The 18,125-nt window shown below is 38.3% G+C and carries 17 protein-coding genes; 8 read left to right on the top strand and 9 right to left on the bottom strand.

Annotation, left to right across the window (positions count from 1 at the left end):
* Positions 1-189 precede the first annotated feature (189 nt).
* A complete protein-coding gene (locus EG346_RS13215) occupies positions 190-1,158 on the bottom strand; it encodes a YpdA family putative bacillithiol disulfide reductase (RefSeq protein WP_123879149.1) in 969 nt (322 codons plus the stop codon).
* Positions 1,159-1,200: 42 nt separating this feature from the next.
* Between EG346_RS13215 and EG346_RS13220 the strand changes: the two genes are divergently transcribed.
* Entirely contained in the window at positions 1,201-1,920 is a 720-nt protein-coding gene (locus EG346_RS13220) for a hypothetical protein (RefSeq protein ID WP_228429335.1), read from the top strand.
* Between the two features lie 94 nt (positions 1,921-2,014).
* On the opposite strand, the gene EG346_RS13225 is transcribed toward EG346_RS13220, so the two are convergent.
* The 8 genes from EG346_RS13225 to EG346_RS13260 all read right to left on the bottom strand — a co-directional run bounded on the left by EG346_RS13225 (position 2,015) and on the right by EG346_RS13260 (position 10,861).
* Positions 2,015-3,316 (bottom strand): glycosyltransferase family protein, encoded by a 1,302-nt coding sequence (locus tag EG346_RS13225; RefSeq protein WP_123879153.1) that lies wholly within the window; start codon positions 3,314-3,316, stop codon positions 2,015-2,017.
* 26 nt (positions 3,317-3,342) lie between these two features.
* Positions 3,343-5,883 carry a YfhO family protein gene (locus tag EG346_RS13230; protein WP_123879155.1) on the bottom strand — a complete coding sequence of 847 codons (2,541 nt, stop codon included), beginning with the start codon at positions 5,881-5,883 and terminating at the stop codon, positions 3,343-3,345.
* Positions 5,884-5,914: 31 nt separating this feature from the next.
* Positions 5,915-6,145, bottom strand: coding sequence for a hypothetical protein (locus EG346_RS13235; protein WP_073333111.1), 231 nt, complete (start codon positions 6,143-6,145; stop codon positions 5,915-5,917).
* Positions 6,146-6,292: 147 nt separating this feature from the next.
* The gene (locus EG346_RS13240) at positions 6,293-7,342 is read right to left on the bottom strand and encodes a DUF6263 family protein (protein WP_073333327.1); all 1,050 of its coding nucleotides are present in this window, start codon (positions 7,340-7,342) and stop codon (positions 6,293-6,295) included.
* A gap of 101 nt (positions 7,343-7,443) precedes the next feature.
* Positions 7,444-8,208 (bottom strand): 23S rRNA (guanosine(2251)-2'-O)-methyltransferase RlmB, encoded by a 765-nt coding sequence (gene rlmB, locus EG346_RS13245; protein ID WP_394343262.1) that lies wholly within the window; start codon positions 8,206-8,208, stop codon positions 7,444-7,446.
* Between the two features lie 24 nt (positions 8,209-8,232).
* Positions 8,233-8,802 (bottom strand): hypothetical protein, encoded by a 570-nt coding sequence (locus EG346_RS13250; RefSeq protein ID WP_123879157.1) that lies wholly within the window; start codon positions 8,800-8,802, stop codon positions 8,233-8,235.
* 7 nt (positions 8,803-8,809) lie between these two features.
* Entirely contained in the window at positions 8,810-9,280 is a 471-nt protein-coding gene (locus EG346_RS13255) for a DinB family protein (protein ID WP_034728833.1), read from the bottom strand.
* 243 nt (positions 9,281-9,523) lie between these two features.
* Positions 9,524-10,861, bottom strand: a complete 1,338-nt coding sequence (locus EG346_RS13260) for a peptide-N-glycosidase F-related protein (protein ID WP_164466127.1) — start codon at positions 10,859-10,861, stop codon at positions 9,524-9,526.
* 281 nt (positions 10,862-11,142) lie between these two features.
* On the opposite strand from EG346_RS13260, the gene EG346_RS13265 reads away from it, so the two are divergent.
* From EG346_RS13265 to EG346_RS13295, 7 genes are all read left to right on the top strand, one after another.
* Positions 11,143-12,438: a hypothetical protein gene (locus EG346_RS13265; RefSeq protein WP_123879161.1), complete on the top strand. Its 1,296-nt coding sequence runs from the start codon at positions 11,143-11,145 to the stop codon at positions 12,436-12,438.
* A 296-nt stretch (positions 12,439-12,734) separates the two neighbouring features.
* The gene (locus EG346_RS13270) at positions 12,735-13,739 is read left to right on the top strand and encodes an AAA family ATPase (RefSeq protein WP_073333095.1); all 1,005 of its coding nucleotides are present in this window, start codon (positions 12,735-12,737) and stop codon (positions 13,737-13,739) included.
* Positions 13,739-14,197, top strand: a complete 459-nt coding sequence (locus tag EG346_RS13275) for a GNAT family N-acetyltransferase (protein WP_073333092.1) — start codon at positions 13,739-13,741, stop codon at positions 14,195-14,197. Before EG346_RS13270 ends, EG346_RS13275 begins: the two co-directional genes overlap by 1 nt.
* A gap of 67 nt (positions 14,198-14,264) precedes the next feature.
* Positions 14,265-15,128 (top strand): DUF58 domain-containing protein, encoded by an 864-nt coding sequence (locus EG346_RS13280; protein WP_073333090.1) that lies wholly within the window; start codon positions 14,265-14,267, stop codon positions 15,126-15,128.
* 44 nt (positions 15,129-15,172) lie between these two features.
* Entirely contained in the window at positions 15,173-16,069 is an 897-nt protein-coding gene (locus EG346_RS13285) for a BatD family protein (protein WP_123879163.1), read from the top strand.
* Positions 16,062-17,054 carry a VWA domain-containing protein gene (locus EG346_RS13290; protein ID WP_123879165.1) on the top strand — a complete coding sequence of 331 codons (993 nt, stop codon included), beginning with the start codon at positions 16,062-16,064 and terminating at the stop codon, positions 17,052-17,054. Before EG346_RS13285 ends, EG346_RS13290 begins: the two co-directional genes overlap by 8 nt.
* A complete protein-coding gene (locus tag EG346_RS13295) occupies positions 17,054-18,061 on the top strand; it encodes a vWA domain-containing protein (RefSeq protein ID WP_123879167.1) in 1,008 nt (335 codons plus the stop codon). Before EG346_RS13290 ends, EG346_RS13295 begins: the two co-directional genes overlap by 1 nt.
* Positions 18,062-18,125: the final 64 nt, after the last annotated feature.

Below are 18,125 nucleotides of genomic sequence, written 5' to 3' on the forward strand. Positions count from 1 at the left end.
ACGATTTCTGATGTCTGAAATCTCATAACTTTAAGTCCCGCAGATTCACAGATTGGGCAGATTGTGCAGGATAAATTATCCCCAATCAATTTTACCTTTGATAAAATCCTTGCGACTTTAGAGCATCATATTTTTATCATCCGAACATTTCAGGTCTACGATCTGATGTCTGAAATCTACCTACTACAATCAGTATTCTCTCCCAAAAATATTCCTCACAATCATCTCTGCATGAATCCTGGAGTTTTCAATAAACCAAAGATGGGTATCCTTTCCTCCGCAAACCACGCCTGCAAGATATAAATTCGGAACATTCGTTTCCATAGTTTCAGGATGGTACAACGGATTCAGGCAGTCGCCCTGCAATTCTATTCCTGAGTTTCTCAGAAAATCAAAATCGGGTAGATAACCGGTCAGTGCCAGTACAAAATCATTTTCAATTTCACTGATTTGTCCTTTTTCATCTTTAAAAATGACCGTATTTTCTGTGATCTCTACTATTTCAGAATTAAAATAAGCTTTGATGCTTCCTTCTGCGATCCTGTTTTCGATATCAGGTTTTACCCAATATTTTACGTTTTTTGAGATTTCAGAGTGGCGGACGATCATCGTTACATCAGAACCTTTCCTGTAAGTTTCCAGCGCAGCATCCACTGCGGAATTACTTGATCCTACGACCACTATTTTCTGTTGGGCATAAGGATAGGGTTCTGTATAGTAATGTTTCACTTTCAGAAGGTTTTCTCCCGGAACATCCATGAGATTGGGAATATCATAAAATCCTGTTGAAATAATGACATTCTTTGCTTTATAGACTGCTTTTGAGGTTTCAATATCAAAAATATCTCCTGTTTTGGAAACTTTGAGGACCTTTTCATACAGGCGAATATTGATTTCCTTTTGTCTTGCTATTCCCTGATAATACTCCAGAGCTTCCTGTCTGCCGGGTTTCGGAGCAGGAGAAATAAAAGGAATACCTCCAATTTCCAGTTTTTCAGCTGTTGAGAAAAAACGCATATATAAAGGATAGTGGTATAGAGAATTAACGATGGTTCCCTTTTCTATGATCATGTACGTCAGATTGTTTTTCTGAGCTTCAAGCGCACAGTTAAGGCCGATCGGTCCGCCTCCGATGATCAGGATGTCTAAAATTTCCATAGTACAAATTTACTTAAAACCTTGAGATTAAGCGTGAAATTGATGACAGAACTTATCTATCAGCAGCATCGTATTGGCACCAGTTTTGGTGTTTCTTATGCATTAAAAATTAAAAAGATGAAAAACCTGATAATTCCCATATTTGCATTAACCTTATTGACTGCGTGTAAGAAAAATCCTGAAAAACCTGTTCCTAATGTCATTGATTCTATGGCTCAGGCTAAGGAAAAAAATCTGGAGAATACTAAACAACAGAAAAAGACTGATGAAGCCGCGGTAAAGAAAGCAAATGATGAAATACTGCAGGCTTTAAAAGGTAAAGATTATAAAACGTTTGCCTCATTAATTCATCCGGAAAAAGGAATCAGCTTTTCAATGTATGGATTTGTAGATCCGAAAGAAGACAGACATTTCTCGAAGGAAGATTTTGAGAAATTCCAGCCGACAAAAACTTTATTTACCTGGGGAGCCCAAGATGGTTCCGGAGATCCTTACAAGGCAACCATCAATGATTATTTTACAAAATGGGTATTTTCGAAAGATTTTACAGCCTCACAATATTCATTAAACAAATTTCAGGGTGGCGGTAATTCACTTAATAATTTAAAAGAAATATATCCCGGTAAAGATTTTACTGAAAACTATATCAAAGGGACAGAAAAGAACAGCGAAATGGACTGGAAAACGATCCGTTTTGTATTTGAAGAATTTCAGGGTAAGCAATATCTGATAGCTGTTGTTAATGACCAATGGACGATTTAATCTGACCTGTGCTAAGGGAATTAAAGTTAAAGACTGAACGTTATTAATCTGGTTACCCTTGTCAAGGTTCAAAACCTTGACAAGGATTTTTAGTTTAACCCAAAATCTCAGCAAGCTTTTTACTCAGATTTCTTCTTGAAAACTGCTCAATATTCTGAGTGTTTACCAAAAGATTTCCTTTTTTCCATTGCTCAAATTGTTCCAGAATATAATCTTTAATTACTTCAGAATCTTCGTAGCTGAAATGTTTTCCTGAGGCCGTTTCAGAAAGGATCCTTGAAACATCAGCTTCATTGGGACCAAAAGAAATGATTTGCTTTCCGGTGGCAAGATATTCAAATATTTTTCCCGGAATAATTCCTTTAGAAGATTCATTGGGAAAATTCGTGATCAGTAAAAGATTTGACTGGGCCATTTCCTGTACTGCTTTGTCATGAGAAATATAACCAAGGTTCAGGATATGATTTTTCAGATTTGAATTATCGAAGGACTGAAGAATTTTATCGTCAATTCTGCCAGCAAATTTTAAGGTGAAATGGTTTGTAAACTCTTTATTTTCCTTTACTAACTCATTAAGGATTTTCCAAAGGTTTTCAGGATTTCTCAACTGCTCAAGTACTCCGATATAACTTAAAGTAAAGGCTTTTTCCTGAGTGTTTTCTCCTGTCGCATTGTGTGTAGCCGAAGCATCGCTTTCATCAAAACCATTCGTAATACAAATCGCATTGGCTCCCGATTTTCTGAAATTTTCAGCATCTGTATAGCTTGTGGCTAATGTGATATCCGCAGTTTTAAAAACCGCACTTTCAAGCTGACGGTGCTTCCTGTCTGAACTTTTCGTGAGTTTTAAATGTTTATAGTACGAAATCTCTGTCCATGGATCACGGAAATCGGCAATCCATTTCATATCCGGGAATTTCTCTTTCAGTCCGAGACCAATCAGGTGAAGAGAGTGGGGCGGTCCGGAAGTCACTACCACATCGATTTTATTGTCTTTTAAATACTGCTCTAAGAATTTTATGGAAGGTTTTACCCAAAATATCCTGGCATCAGGAATGAAGAAGTTTCCTCTTACCCAGATTGAAAGCTTTGATTTCCAGCTCTGATTTTTGCCCACATCAAACTGCCCTGCTTTGAATTTTTTATTGCTCTTATTCAGTTTTTCAGCCAGTTGGTAAGGTTCCCATATGTTGGTTTTTATAATCTCCAGATCTTGAGGAATGTCTTTCATAAGACTTTCATCGAGTAAGGGATAACTTGGATTTTCCGGGGTGTAAATCACAGGATTCCAGCCGAATTCCGGCAGGTATTTGGCAAACTTCAGCCACCTTTGAACACCAGGACCTCCCGCAGGAGGCCAGTAATAGGTGATGATCAGTATTTTTTTTTGTTCCATTAAGTTTGAACAATATACTTTAAACGTTAAACAGTTTTTTCAACAAGCTGTTCCTTCTTCTTATTTTTATACATCCAGAAAATCCCGAATCCACTCAGTGCGATAAACAATCCGAAGCATAAAAGCGACAGCCATTTACCTTTTTCAATCACTTCAGGTTCAAAGATCATTCTGATGTTGTGGTTTCCTGCAGGAACATGTACAGCGCGCAGAAGATAATCAGCTTTGATGTAAGGAACTTCTTTTTCATCCACAAACATTTTCCAGCCATGAGGATAATAGATCTCAGAAAATACAGCCAGTTGAGGCGTTTTAGACTGAGATTTAAATTCAAGCTCATTCGGCTGATATTTCGTTAAACTGATAAATGCCGTAGAATCTGCCTGAACCGGTTTACTGTTGAAATAGGCTTTATCTGATGCTGCAATAACAGCTGTTTTCTTACTGTTGATTACCCCAATAGACTTGATTTCTTCATCAGGGGTATTCACGAATTTCAGATCACTTACAAACCATGCATTTCCGTTAGCTTTTGCATTGGGCATGGCCTGAGGTTTTTCCGGTCCGCCCATCACCCAGTATTTTGCATTAAGAAGGTTAAGAATGTTAGGTACTTTTACAGAATCCATCACCTGGAAATATTCATTGATCACGTCGTCATATCTTCTCAGCTTTACTGCATGATAACCTCCGATAGAAGATTTGAAATAAGACGTATTTGTTTCACTGAATGTTCCTAAAATATTATTGAAAATTCTATAGTGTGTTTTATCTTTTTCAGCAATCGTTTCAAGTGTTTTATTCACATTGACATTCGCTAAGATAGATTCTAAATTCGGATTTCCCTGAACTTTTTCAGCCAGAAGATCTGAACCTTCAGTCTGGAATGGATTTTCAGCGAAGATTTTGTCTACATAATTCTCATCATTCAGATAACGTTTGTTAACCGTCCAGAGATCAAATAAGCTTACTGCTCCAATGATAATCAAAGCCACATTCTGGCTTAGTTTCTTTTTCATCGTTAAGAAAAGAACAGCTGCCGTTATAGCGACGTAGATCAGCGCCTTTATAGCATCAATTCTGAATAATTTGAATCTCTCATCAGCAAGATAATCCAAAAGGAAAGGGGGGAAATATGTTTTTTCGCCATCGGTATAAAAACCAAGCAGTGATTTTCCAAAAATCAGCAGAATAAGAAGGAGTCCTAAAGTTCCACCACTTACATACATAAGGATTTTCTTTTTGTATTCCTCTGTCAGTTTTTCATCGGTAAAGAATCGGTAAATTCCAATAATGGCAATCAGAGGGAATAATAACTCTACCACCACGAGGATAGAAGAAGGTGCTCTGAATTTGCTGTAAAAAGGAACATAGTCGATAAAGAAGTCAGACAGTGGCATAAAGTTGCTTCCCCATGCCAGTAAAACGGTCAGAATAGAAGCTCCGAGAATCCAGTATCTGTATTTTTTCCAGGCGAAGAAGAATCCTAATAAAGCAAGGAAGCATACAACGGCACCCTGATAAGCAGGACCTGAAGTTCCGGGCTGATCTCCCCAGTAGGTAACCCCGTTGAACCCTTTGGAAATCCTGTCCATTTCTGCCTGCGAGCCTACATTTTCCTGGATAAGTTCCTGAACCTTATTCATCATTTCTTTGGCCTCCGGTTCCTGACTTCCGCCACCCATCAGCCTTGGAATGAAAAGATTCAATGTTTCCAGTTTTCCGTAGCTCCACATCAGAATACTCGTTTTATCCAATCCTGATTCTCCTGAAGTATGACTGTCATTCGTCAGGATCTGTTTTCCACGGACGGTTTCTTTAATGTATTCGGAATTGGCCATAATCCTTTGAGAGTTCATCCCCACGCCAATGGCACATGAAGCAGCAATAATTCCTGATGAAATAAGAAAATGCTTCATCGGGATCTTTTTCTGAATTGCTCTTACCAATTCGGAGAGGAATAAAAATCCTAAAGCCAGAAACAGGTAATACGTCATCTGCGGGTGGTTGGCTGCAATCTGAAGCCCCATAAACAGGGTCGTTGCAATAAATCCCCAGATGTACTGTTTCCGGATATAGACCAGTATAATTCCGGCAAGCAGCGGTGCGAAATACTCAATGGTATTGACTTTTCCGTTGTGCCCGGCCGCAATAATAATATAAAAATAGGTGGATAGACCGAAGAATGTGGCACCTAGTAAGGCGTATTTCCAGTTTCTGACGGCTACCATTCCAAGGAAGAAGAATCCTGCAAAAAGCAGGAAAAGATAATTAACGGGTCTTGGCAGGAAATTCAGATTGCTGTCTATCTTTTTGATGATGTCACCTTTAAACTGACTTCCCATCTGATAGGTAGGCATTCCGCCAAACATGGAATCACTCCAGTAGGTTTCGTTTCCGGTATCGGCTCTGTAGTCCAGAAGCTCTTTTGCGCCTCCTCTGTACTGTACGATATCATGTTGAAAAAGTTGTTTCCCTGAAAAAACAGGGGTGGAGTATAAAAATGCTAAAACTATAAAGACAATCAATGAAATTGCAATATAAATTAAGTTTTTATTTTTAGCCATGCTGGTTACTATCTTTTATTTCTTGGAATTTTTACCTTTTGTCTTTGGTTTCTTTCACCTCTTCATAGTCAACGGTTTCTGCATCCCAGTTGAGGTTCTGTTTATTCTTATTCGAGCTGTTAAGATCCTGCTGATTGTTAATGTTGTCTTTATTATTGTTAAACCTGTAACTATAAAAAGTTTTGAAAAAGAGCCTTCTCAGGATATTCCAGACAAAGAACATAATAATAGCTGTGAGTACTAACTCAAGAATGTACTTCATAATTTCTAATTTAAATTCAAAGTTTAAGATTCAAAGTTAAGTGTTTAAAATTCAAATTTGGTAAGGGTATCCTGATGCTTATGATCCATGAAACCCCAAACCTCTCTGATTTTCAAACACTCTTACCCTAAAACGTCTTTAATTCAATTATTTTGCAGAAGGATTCACCATGACAGAAGATTTAGACGTGCTTTTCATAGACTGTGACTGTTTTCCGTCTGAAATAGTCTCAACCTGTGTTGTTTTTACATCGATATTCTGGTTGGCAATCCACCCTGTACTTTGGTCAAACTTAATGGTTCCGTTCTGAGCAAGCTCGCTGCTAAGGCTGTGCGTGATCGGTCCCTGGGTTTTCTTTTCAGTCTTTTTAGGAATTCCTCCCGTTACTGAAATTTCTGCCGTTCCGTTTCCTACACTTTTCAGTACATAGTTGGAAGTGACCTTAACGCTTCCGCTTGCATCAGCATTTTCAGAAGTGGTCCACTTTTCACCGATCTTTACTCCTTTTTTAGGAATAATCGTTAAGTTTTTATTAAGCTGGTCTTTCAATACTTTTTCATTGAAAGTTTCTTTAAGACTCGCTACAACGCTTGCCTTTTGGTTCGCATCTTTGATCAGCGTTCCTACGGCATTGGTCACTTTGGTATAAACAGCATCAAAACCTGTGATAGAAATTACATTTCCTTTAGTATCCATCTTCATGTTCAGCTTGTTTCCGGTAAGCGCTTTGTTGATATTCCAGATCATTTTCAGATCATCTTCTTTCGGAATAGCCTGTTTGGTATCTACAATTACTGTTTTGCCCTGTGCACTTTGTGAATTTCTTTTACCCACAAGATTAAGGGTCATGTCATATACATTCCCTTTAATATCGTTGACGGTGAAATTCATTTCATCTGTAGACTCACTTGTTGCCGTGATTGTTTTTCCCTGAGGATCTTCCATCGTTTTTACATCCCTCTGGTACGTTGTAAGAGGATATGTTTTTCCTTTTTCCAGCTTAAAAGTCTGAGTAAAAACTCCCGCAGAATCTTTGATTGCAGGATTTTCAGCTACTTTGGCTACAGAATCTGCAGGAACTTCTACAGTCACTGTTTTTCCTGTTTTGGGATCTACTTTAGTGATGGTTGCCGTTTCTTTTTTACAAGAAACAAGAGCTATAGATGAGATGAGCATGAATGCTGCTACGTTTTTCATTTTAATTTTTTTAAGTTTAAATTTTACTGATATTTTTGTTCTGTGCATCAATAACGATACCATAAAACATCACGATAAAATACTTATGTTCCGGCTACTTACTAAAGAGATGCCGCTGCCACAATTTTTTGTCTTACCGCTTCATATAAAATCGCACCACATGCTACAGAAACGTTTAGAGATTGGGTCTTTCCTTCAATAGGAAGTTTAATCTTTTCATCAGAATGGTGCATTACTTCTTTAGAAATTCCCGTTTCCTCATTTCCCATGACAATCGCACAAGGTTCTGTGAAATTCACATCATAGATCAGTTTCTGAGCCTTTTCAGTCGCTGCAAACACAGAAATACCACTCTGCTGAAGGAAATCTACCGCGTGGGCAAGATTCGGCTCCTTGCAGATTTTGATATTGTAAAGGGCACCCGCAGATGTTTTGATGGCATCTGAATTGATAGGCGCTCCTCCTTTTTCAGGAATAATGATGGCATCTACCCCTACACATTCTGCCGTTCTGCATATCGCTCCGAAGTTTCTCACATCTGTAAGTCTGTCCAGGATCAGCAAGAAAGGCGTTTTTCCCTCTTCAAATAACTGCGGAACAATGTCTTCCACTCTGTGAAACGGAACATCAGAAATAAAAGCAACCACACCCTGGTGGTTTTTTCTTGTAAAACGGTTCAGTTTTTCAATCGGCACATAGTTGGGACGGATTTTATGTTGGGCTAAAATAGTCTTCAGCTCAGCATAAATAGGACCCTGAAGTGCATTCTGCACAAAGATCTTATCAATCGTTTTTCCCGCTTCAATGGCTTCTATTACTGGACGAAGTCCGAAAATGAAATCGTCTTTTTTGTTTTCGTTTGTCAAAATTTATTTTTTCTGTTGTTAAACTTATTCAAGGCAGGGCGGCTCTTCTACTGTTTTGTATCTGCTTTCAAAGCGAGAATCGGTGGTAGTGATACCTGCCATTTTTCTTTCATCATTATAAACATCCCATAATGCCTGGTTGTTCTTTTTAATATCCAATGTATAAACTACATTTTCTTGTCCTTTTTCTGTATTTTCCTCCTGCAGCTCAAACAGGTACGTATTTCCGTCTTTTCTGATATTCTTGATCTGAAAATAATAGGCATCCTGCCCAATGATATGCTCTAATGCATATTTCCCCTTATTGCTCAGAATTATTTTCTGGTTCTGATAATCACACGGAATATAAATGATGTATTTCGAGTCTTTTTTGGTGAGCATCGTCCATTCTTTTGGAAGAGATTTGAAAATTTCCTCCCAAGCAACGGAGCTCTTTATTTCGGACTGATGATTTTTTGGAACGATACTTTCTGATGTTTTTGAAAGGCTGTCACCAGCAGATGTTTTTACAGCATCACTTTTCGGGGAACAACTCACCAAAACAATGATGAGTGCACCTAAAAGGAAGAACTGTGGAAAAAAAACTTTCTTCATCAAAATATTAATATTTCTCGCCCAATATTGCTCTTTTCTGTGCCATGATGTAGCCGTAATGAAGACTTTCATGCATATTGTTAAAGATAATAGCATCCTGAATACTTTTCAGATCCATTCCGAAACTGGTGGTGTACGGGGTGTAGTCTGAAAAGAAGTCACTGTCATAATCTTTCATCAAAATCTTTGAAGTTTCGGTGAGCAAAAACTCAAGATCTTCCACTTCAGATTTTTGTACATTCAGGTTGGGAAGAGTCCCCTTTTTATAGGTTTCGATCCAATATTTATCTATTCTGAAAGGATTTCCGCTCAGATAATAATGCAAGAGTTGCTGAGTAGCTACTGTATGCGCAATATTCCAGTACATATTGTTGTTGAAACCGTCAGGAATCAGCAAAAGATCTTCATGTGAAGTATTCTGCAGGATTCCTAAAAGGTTCTTTCTCACCTGTCTGTGTGCTTGAAAATGATAATTCATTTTACAAAATTTTTTAATCACCAAAAATAGTCTAATAAACTGGAAGTGACAATTTTTTGGATCAAGGATTAAATTAAATGTTCTTAAATCGTGAAAAAAAGTGTTAATTGTCATCATTTCCATGATAAGTAAAATGATCAGATGCTCTTTTGTTTTTGCCAATTACAAAACCAACTCCTCTGAAAAGTATTCAAAGGAGTTGTTTTTTCAAAATCGTAAGATCTGAATATATTTTTAAGGTGATTATTTTTTGATGATCTTATGTTTGAATGTTATTCCGTCTTTTAACATAATGTTCAGCAAATAGACTCCTGCAGGATATGTTGAAATGTCTATTTTGTTTTCCCCGCGGGTTTCGGCTAATTTTTTACCATCAACACTGAAAACACTTATTGAAGCGACCTCAGACTTGGATCTTATATTCACAAAATCTGAAGTAGGATTGGGGTAGATGCTTACATCCACAGTCTTAATATCCTTTACATCCAGTACTGCACTGCTTTTACCCTGCATATAGACCGATAAGTATACATCACCCTGTTGCTGATTGAAAACGGCCGTTGGAATGGTATGTTTTAAAGTATGATTTCCTGCGCTTAGATTGGGCATGCTGAATCCTCTGATCGGAACAGAGTTGCCCGGACACCAGTTATTCCATGACGTCCATTCTGCAACTGATTTCGGAGCTGCACCGTAAATTCCGTTGCCTTGTGTATTGTATACTCTGAACGGTTCACAGGAAATTCCTCCGGGAGTGTAAGTAAGCATTTGGACATCATCTATATAGGTGTAATTCTGTCTTCTTACGTATTCTTCCCCGCCTGTATTGGCGCCGTGAGGAGTGGAGATGACATAGAAACGGGCATTGGTAATGGCATTGGGAAGATTGAAATTAACAATTCTGACAGTTTCACCAGGAACATCCGTATTGTTATAGTTGTTTAAGGTCTTATAGGTTAGTATAGGAACAATAGAATTCTGATCTGTGATGGTGGCCCCTGTATCCGTTGAAAAGAAAGTAAGATTTCCTGAGAAAACATCAATCCTTCCGGCACATCCGGCAACCTGTGTCTGTGCCGCATAAGGAACACCGAAAACATCAAGTTCCATGTAGAGATCATAGGTCGTACGTAAGGTAGCATCATGAAATACATTGTACATATTACTGAGGTCATACGTGTAAGGAACCTCACCAGGAGTACGGTTTTTACTCATAAACGGAGTAATGTATCTTCCAACTTCGATTCTTTTCACATTAGTGTCATTCATTGTATAGGTAGGCTGGTTTTTCGGAACCATCGCTAAATAAACACTTCCCAGACGGTCATAGTTATCACAAAGGGCACCTATGCTTACTCTCATGGCAATTTTTGCTTTAAAGGAATTAAGCTCAGCATCTGTCAGTTTCCTTGCATATCTCGTGTTTCCCAGCCTGATAAGACCAGCAGGAACCGGGTCAGAGACTGTAGCCGCATAGCCGTCATAATAAACTGCATCTGAAATCAGATTCATTCTATTGGTTGTCTGTGATTTAAAAAGACCTGCGAAAAAAAGACCCGCAAAAAATAGCTTTTTATACATATGATTGGCATTTGATACAAATATATTAAAATATATATTTAAAGCAGTTTGTTGTTTGATTAATTTTAAATCATACATTGATTTCTTTATTAAATACGTAAATTAATTATAAATACTGATGAATGGTTTTTATTAATTAGACTTATAGAATTGTTTTTATACATCGTTTTCTTGATAATGGTTTAAATAATTAATATGATCAGTGAAATAATCATATTTGTTATTAATATCAAAACTTTATTGTTAAATTAGCATCATTGTTATTGATGAATTTATTAATTATGAAAAGAATTTTACTTTTATCTCTGTTATTGATAGTTTCGGCATTTAATGCACAGATCAATTTGAATATCACAAGCACTTCGGTAGGCACTGCGCCTGTAAGCAGTTTTTTTTCCTATTCTTATGTTCAGCAGATCTATCCTAAACAAGAGTTAAATGCTACAGCTGCAGGAAATATCACAGGTCTTACATTTTATGTGGATCCGTCCGCCACAATCAATGATTCCTCGGACTGGAGCGTCTATGTAGGGCATACTGCAAAAACAGCATTTACATCCGGTACCGACTGGATTCCGGCTGCTCAGCTTACTCAGGTTTTTTCAGGTACTGTGACAAAAACCAATAATAAGGTGGAAGTTATTTTCACGACTCCATTTGCTTATAATAACACCGATAATTTAGTAATTGCTGCTAAAGAAAATTCTCAGAGTATTGATATTAATAATTTTGACGAAGCATTTCGCGTTTACCCGCATATTCTGTATTCTACTCTCTATTATAAGGGAGACCGCGCGGTAGTTGATCCTGCAACGCCACCCGGAGGGATAAGAGCCGATTACAAATCTGCAGTTACTATTTCAGGATTAACGCCTAAGTTAGGTCCTTCATGCCCTTTTGTCAATTATCCGACAAACGGAACCCAGTTTGTACCTTTGCTTCCTGCTATTAAATGGCTGGTGGTTTCAGGGGCGGATTCTTATAAAATTTCACTGGGAACAACTCCGGGAGGGACAGATATTATTAATCAGCAGGTTGTGACAGGGGTTAATTTTACTCCATCAACTCCCCTTAACCGTGATACGACCTACTATTTAAAAGTTAATGCTGTTTCAGCCGGCCTTGAGTCTTTAGGATGTACAGATATTACCTTTAAAACCATTCCTCCCATTCCAGTCAATGATGCCTGTTCTGGAGCCTTACCAGCAGCTGCTTTCCCCTATGAATATACTCAAAGTGATGCAATATCTGCTACTAATAATAATGGATTCATAACCTCATGTGCCGACGCAATGAATGACGGGACGTGGTTTAAATTTACAGGAGACGGTGGGCAGTTTACCGTTGGGATAACAATGCCTTCAGGCAGTACCTATGATCCTCAGATGGATATTTACAGGGGTACATGCAGTAGCTTGGTATGCGTTCAGGCAGTAGACAATGGTGGCGGTGGTGCAGCAGAAACCTATACATTCACAACGACAGCAGGAACTGAATATTTTATCAATGTAGGGGCTTACGAAGAAACAGTCGATATGCCGGAAAATGTTTTTACCATTAAAATCATTAAACTTTAATAGGGGTGAATGGTGAATGGTGAATTTTTGTTAGTAGGAATCATTTACCATTGATTTGCCAAGCAAAATTGATCCATTAACTATAAAACTCTTCATTTAATACTCTGTTTTATAAGAAAATATTATCTTAACTTTCACTGTATGAATTGATTTTATACAGTGAAAGTTGTTTTATATTAATCATACTGCTTTACCAATCCCGGAATATTTAACAAACTTTAACTCAAAAATGGCATTCATTATGTTGATTACTGCCAGTATTTATCAGAAATTTACCACTTATTTTAATTAAAGCTATGTCAGAGATATATCAAGCCGAAGATATCCGCCAGTTGACGGAAAAAGTAAAAGAAAAAAACTACTTATTTTCCCTTCTGAGACAGGAAATCAACAAAGTGATCATTGGACAGGAATACATGATAGACCGCCTTTTGGTTGGCCTTTTGGGGAATGGACACGTTCTTTTGGAAGGGGTACCCGGACTGGCAAAAACTCTGGCGATCAAAACCCTGGCAGAAGCTGTTCACGGACAATTCTCCAGAATACAGTTTACACCGGATTTACTCCCTGCAGACGTTGTAGGAACCATGATCTTCAATATCAAGGACAATGATTTTTCCATAAAAAAAGGACCTGTTTTTGCCAATTTTGTATTGGCGGACGAGATCAACCGTGCGCCGGCTAAGGTACAGTCGGCACTATTGGAAGTAATGCAGGAAAAGCAAGTCACCATTGGTGATGAAACCATGAAGCTTCCAAAACCGTTTTTGGTACTCGCTACCCAAAACCCGATCGACCAGGAAGGAACTTATCTGCTGCCGGAAGCCCAGAGCGACCGTTTTATGCTGAAGTGTAAAATTGATTACCCAAGTTTTGAGGATGAAAGAACGGTCATGAGAATGGTTTCTACCTCTCATCAGCCTGTTGTGAAACCTGTGATCTCATTACAGGATATTGTAGATGCTAAAGAACTGATCAATCAGATTTATCTGGATGAAAAGATCGAAAAATATATTCTGGATATGGTTTTTGCCACCCGTTATCCTGAAAACTACGGACTTTCTGAACTTAAAAATTACATTGGTTTCGGAGCGTCACCAAGAGCATCCATCAACCTTGCCATAGCATCCAGAACGTATGCATTCCTTAAAGGGAGAGCTTTTGTTATTCCTGAAGATGTAAAAGCTTTGGCTCAGGATGTATTAAGGCATAGAATTGGTCTTACTTTCGAGGCTGAAGCAGAAGAAATTACTTCAGAAGAGATTATCAATAGAATTTTAGCAAAAATTCAGGCGCCCTAATGAGTGGAGTGATCATCAGAAAAGCGGTTCAGGAAGATTGTGCTCCAATGTTGGAGTTGATCAAAGAGCTTGCAGAATATGAAAAGGCACTTCATGAAGTGACCTTAACTTTGGATGAATTTATAGAAGACGGCTTCGGGAAATCTCCTGTTTGGGGAGCTTTTGTTGCCGAGCTTAACAATGAAATTGTTGGAATATCATTATATTATGACAGATTTTCAACCTGGAAGGGAAGAAGACTGTATCTTGAAGATCTCGTAGTGACAGAAAAAATGAGGGGAAAGCAGATCGGAAAACTTTTGTTTGAGGCCACTTTAGACTATGGAAAATCAAACCAGTATAGCGGAATGGTTTTTCAGGTACTGAACTGGAATGAACCCGCGATTAATTTTTATAAGAAATACAGCCCGAAATTTGATAATGAATGGCTGAATGTTTCAATTGAATTGATAGATTAGAAGTGAGAGGTGAGAATGGAAGACGGGAATAACCGAAACACTGCATCTCGAAACCCGCAACACATTTATGGAAATAAAAGATATTGTAAAGAAAGTAAAGCAGATTGAGATCCGTACCCGAAAGAAGACGGAAGCTTCGCTTATGGGACAGTATCACAGTGCTTTTAAAGGTCAGGGAATGACTTTCTCTGAGGTTCGTCCCTATCAGTTTGGCGATGAGATCCGCAGAATCGACTGGAATAAAACAGCCCGTTTCCGTGAACCCTTCGTCAAAGTGATGGAAGAAGAAAGAGAGTTGACGATGATGATTCTCGTAGATATTTCAGCGTCTATGGATTACGGAACCAAAGGCCAGCTGAAAAGAGAATATGTTGCAGAAATTGCTGCCAGCCTTGGATTTTCGGCTGCCGGAAACAATGATAAAGTAGGACTGATTCTGTTTGCAGATAAAGTGTATAAAGTAATTCCGCCCCAGAAAGGCAGAAAGCATATTCTTTCCATTATCAGCAATATTCTGACGGCAGATTATGTGCCTGCAGTGTCCAGGATTGATAAGGCAATGGAATACATGATGGGGATTTTCAAAAGAAAATCTCTGGTTTTTCTGTTCTCTGATTTTGAAGATACCTACGATTCTAAAATGCTTCGGGTAGCTTCAAAGAAGCATCAGTTGCTGGGCTTGAGAATTTATGACGAAAAAGATAACGAAATTCCCGATGTAGGCTATGTGCTTTTGCATGATGCTGAAACAGGAAAAGAAGTCTGGGCCAATACTTCCAGTGCGAGATGGAGATATACCTTCGCGGAAGCCCAGAAACAGAAAGTCCGGGCTCTGGAAGAAGATTTTGCTACCAGTTCGGCCAGTTTTATGAATGTCAGCACCGGTGCTGATTATTCCAAATTACTGTATAATTATTTCCAGAAGAAGTAAACCAAAATAACAAAGGCTTTGGCCTTAACTACTATTATTAGAAATTGAAAAAAATATTATTCATACTGTCTTTTTTAATTTGTGGAAGTGCTTTTTCACAGATACTGTCTTCCAATCTTGAAAAGAAGACGCTGGCTTTAGGTGAAGTCAATCGGTTAATGATTAGAATTGACAATGTTCATGATCTTCAGGTCGTTGCTGCTCCTAAAAACGAATTGCTTCCTTTCCATTTCGAAGAGATTAAGGACAGCATAGGACAAAATCAGAATTCTTACGAAAGAAAAATTGAGTTTTCAGTCTATGACGAGGGAAAATTTACCATTCCTGAACTGGAATTTAATGTAGGAGGAAAGATCTTAAAAACCATTCCTTATGAAATTGATGTGATCAATACCGCCCAAAAGGCCGATCAGATCAATGATATCATGAACAATAAAGAGGTAAAGCTTGAAACAAAAGATTATTGGGAGCTTTATAAATTTTATATTCTGGCCGCGCTTGCCGTTATCGCTTTGATTATTGCAATCATTATGTTCATCAAATGGGGTAGAAAATCGAAAAGCTCACCTGCAGTTGCTACGAACCAGACCTTAAAAGAACTGGATTCCCTGAAAAAGAAAAAATACATCGAAGGAGGGAATTTCCGATCTTTCTATGTGGAATTAATAGAAATATCAAGAACCTTTATTACCACACAGTACCGGCTGCCGGCGGATGTTCTTCTTACCGACGATCTTATTGACGTCATGAAAAAGAACAACACGATTTCCCAGGAAAACGAAAAAATAGTGGAAGATGTATTTTTAAGAGGAGATCTGGTGAAGTTTGCCAAAACCTTCCCTGATCAGGCGACTATGGAAAAAGATTTTGCAGATATCCGCGATTTTGTGAAGAGATCATCAAAAGATTTAGAATTTGAAAACTTAAGAAAGGATGCTTAATTTTGAATTTTACAGTCCGTGGTTTCTGCTGCTCTTTTTGCTGTTCATTCCTTTATTGATTAAAGATGTCGGAGGAAAGAAAAAGAAGGGAATCAAAGTTCCGACGGTCCAGAATATGGAAGAAAACGGAGGCATCCGTGCAGTGCTTGTTTTGCTTAAACTCTCAAAATACATCATTCTTTCTGCGCTTATTGTTGCGATGGCCAGACCGAGAACATTTACGATATCTCAGGACAGGGATGATACCAAAGGAGTAGATATTATGCTTTCTATAGATGTTTCCCTGAGTATGCTTGCGAAAGACCTCAATCCGGACCGTATTACGGCATTAAAGGATATTGCTGTGAAGTTTGTACAGAAACGTCCGAATGACAGAATAGGAGTAGTAGCTTATGCAGCGGAAGCATTTACAAAGGTACCGGTGACTTCAGATCATCAGGTGGTGATTGACGAAATTAAAAATCTTAATTCTGCAGGTCTTGAACCGGGAACAGCCATCGGAGAAGGACTTTCTGTAGCAGTCAATCATCTGATCAAAAGCAAAGCTAAAAGTAAAGTGGTGATCCTGATGACAGACGGGGTAAGCAATATTCAGAATGCGATACCTCCACAGCTGGCGGCAGAACTGGCTAAGAATAATAATATAAAAGTATATGCCATTGGAATCGGGACAAACGGTTTTGCGCTGATGCCTACCTCTCAGGATATTTTCGGTGATTTAATTTTTACTGAAACAGAAGTGACGATCGATGAAAATACACTGAAAGAAGTAGCACAAACTACAGGCGGGAGATATTTCAGAGCGACTTCCAACAGCAGTCTGGAGGAGGTTTATGATGAGATCAACCATTTGGAAAAATCAGATATCAAAGTTTCCAAGCTGTACAATTATGACGAATATTTTAAAATCTTCCTTTGGATCGCATTAGGAATGCTGTTCTTTGATGCGCTGCTGCGATGGGTGTTATATAAATTTTTAAGCTGATGAATTGGTCTTTAGGAAATTACTGGTATTTACTTTTGCTGCTGCTTTTGCCGCTGCTGGCTTCCTTTATGATCCGTTATTTAAAATGGAAAAAGAAGAAAAGGGAGATTTTTGCTGAGAGCCGTTTTCATGAAAGTTTATTTGAAAAAAGATCAGGATTTACAAAGTTCTTTCCTGCTTTATATCTTTTGGGAACGCTGTTTCTGATATTTTCTATTATCGATCTTCTGAACGGTTCGGAAGAAGTGAAAACCAATCAAAGGCTTAACAATGTTATCTTTATGCTCGATGTCTCCAATTCTATGAATGCGGAGGATATTGATCCCAGCCGTCTTGCAGAGGCGAAGAATCTGATGATGAATACCATGCAGAAGATGAAAAATGATAAGATAGGGATCGTGATCTTTGCCGGAGAAGCAGTTTCTATTATGCCGCTTACCACAGATTACGGTACCGCGGAAACGTACATCAGTGCTATAGAAACCAATTCCATGAAGATCCAGGGTACAGATTTTCTCAAGGGAATGCAGGCAGCAGCAGATAAGTTTAAAAATGTTAGCAAAGGCTCAAGAAAGGTGATTCTGCTAAGTGATGGTGAAGATAATGAAGGAAATGACAATGCAGCCATCAGACTTGCCAATAAAGAAGGTATTTCCATAACATCGGTAGGAATAGGAACAGATGAAGGAGCACCGGTACCGGAATATGTTTTCGGACAGCTGATGGGGTACAAAACGGATATGGATGGCGGAACAGTCATCTCCAAAAGACAAACGGAAGCCCTTAAAAAGATGGCAGAGTCCACAGGCGGAGATTATGTCGACGGAAATAATGTCAATGAAGCTCCCGACAAAATCATCGATGCCATGAACAAAAAATCTTCGTCTGCACAGACTTTGGTAAGGTCTCAGAATGCCAATCACTATTATCAGTATTTTTTGATCGTATCTATTTTCTTCTTCTTTTTAATTTATATATTGAACCCAAAAAAAGATTTCAATGTATAATGTCGGATACTTTGTCTATCAAGATTTTAAATAAATACTTTAACCGAACTTTAACAAATAGAGG

Source organism: Chryseobacterium carnipullorum, assembly GCF_003815695.1.
GTDB classification, from domain to species: Bacteria; Bacteroidota; Bacteroidia; order Flavobacteriales; family Weeksellaceae; genus Chryseobacterium; species Chryseobacterium carnipullorum.

What these genes read in the sequence shown, in the direction of transcription:
- EG346_RS13215 (WP_123879149.1), bottom strand. Translation starts at nt 1,158, where the DNA reads ATGGAAATTTTAGACATCCTGATCATCGGAGGCGGACCGATCGGCCTT.
- EG346_RS13220 (WP_228429335.1), top strand. Translation starts at nt 1,201, where the DNA reads ATGACAGAACTTATCTATCAGCAGCATCGTATTGGCACCAGTTTTGGT.
- EG346_RS13225 (WP_123879153.1), bottom strand. Translation starts at nt 3,316, where the DNA reads ATGGAACAAAAAAAAATACTGATCATCACCTATTACTGGCCTCCTGCG.
- EG346_RS13230 (WP_123879155.1), bottom strand. Translation starts at nt 5,883, where the DNA reads ATGGCTAAAAATAAAAACTTAATTTATATTGCAATTTCATTGATTGTC.
- EG346_RS13235 (WP_073333111.1), bottom strand. Translation starts at nt 6,145, where the DNA reads ATGAAGTACATTCTTGAGTTAGTACTCACAGCTATTATTATGTTCTTT.
- EG346_RS13240 (WP_073333327.1), bottom strand. Translation starts at nt 7,342, where the DNA reads ATGAAAAACGTAGCAGCATTCATGCTCATCTCATCTATAGCTCTTGTT.
- EG346_RS13250 (WP_123879157.1), bottom strand. Translation starts at nt 8,802, where the DNA reads ATGAAGAAAGTTTTTTTTCCACAGTTCTTCCTTTTAGGTGCACTCATC.
- EG346_RS13255 (WP_034728833.1), bottom strand. Translation starts at nt 9,280, where the DNA reads ATGAATTATCATTTTCAAGCACACAGACAGGTGAGAAAGAACCTTTTA.
- EG346_RS13260 (WP_164466127.1), bottom strand. Translation starts at nt 10,861, where the DNA reads ATGTATAAAAAGCTATTTTTTGCGGGTCTTTTTTTCGCAGGTCTTTTT.
- EG346_RS13265 (WP_123879161.1), top strand. Translation starts at nt 11,143, where the DNA reads ATGAAAAGAATTTTACTTTTATCTCTGTTATTGATAGTTTCGGCATTT.
- EG346_RS13270 (WP_073333095.1), top strand. Translation starts at nt 12,735, where the DNA reads ATGTCAGAGATATATCAAGCCGAAGATATCCGCCAGTTGACGGAAAAA.
- EG346_RS13275 (WP_073333092.1), top strand. Translation starts at nt 13,739, where the DNA reads ATGAGTGGAGTGATCATCAGAAAAGCGGTTCAGGAAGATTGTGCTCCA.
- EG346_RS13280 (WP_073333090.1), top strand. Translation starts at nt 14,265, where the DNA reads ATGGAAATAAAAGATATTGTAAAGAAAGTAAAGCAGATTGAGATCCGT.
- EG346_RS13290 (WP_123879165.1), top strand. Translation starts at nt 16,062, where the DNA reads ATGCTTAATTTTGAATTTTACAGTCCGTGGTTTCTGCTGCTCTTTTTG.
- EG346_RS13295 (WP_123879167.1), top strand. Translation starts at nt 17,054, where the DNA reads ATGAATTGGTCTTTAGGAAATTACTGGTATTTACTTTTGCTGCTGCTT.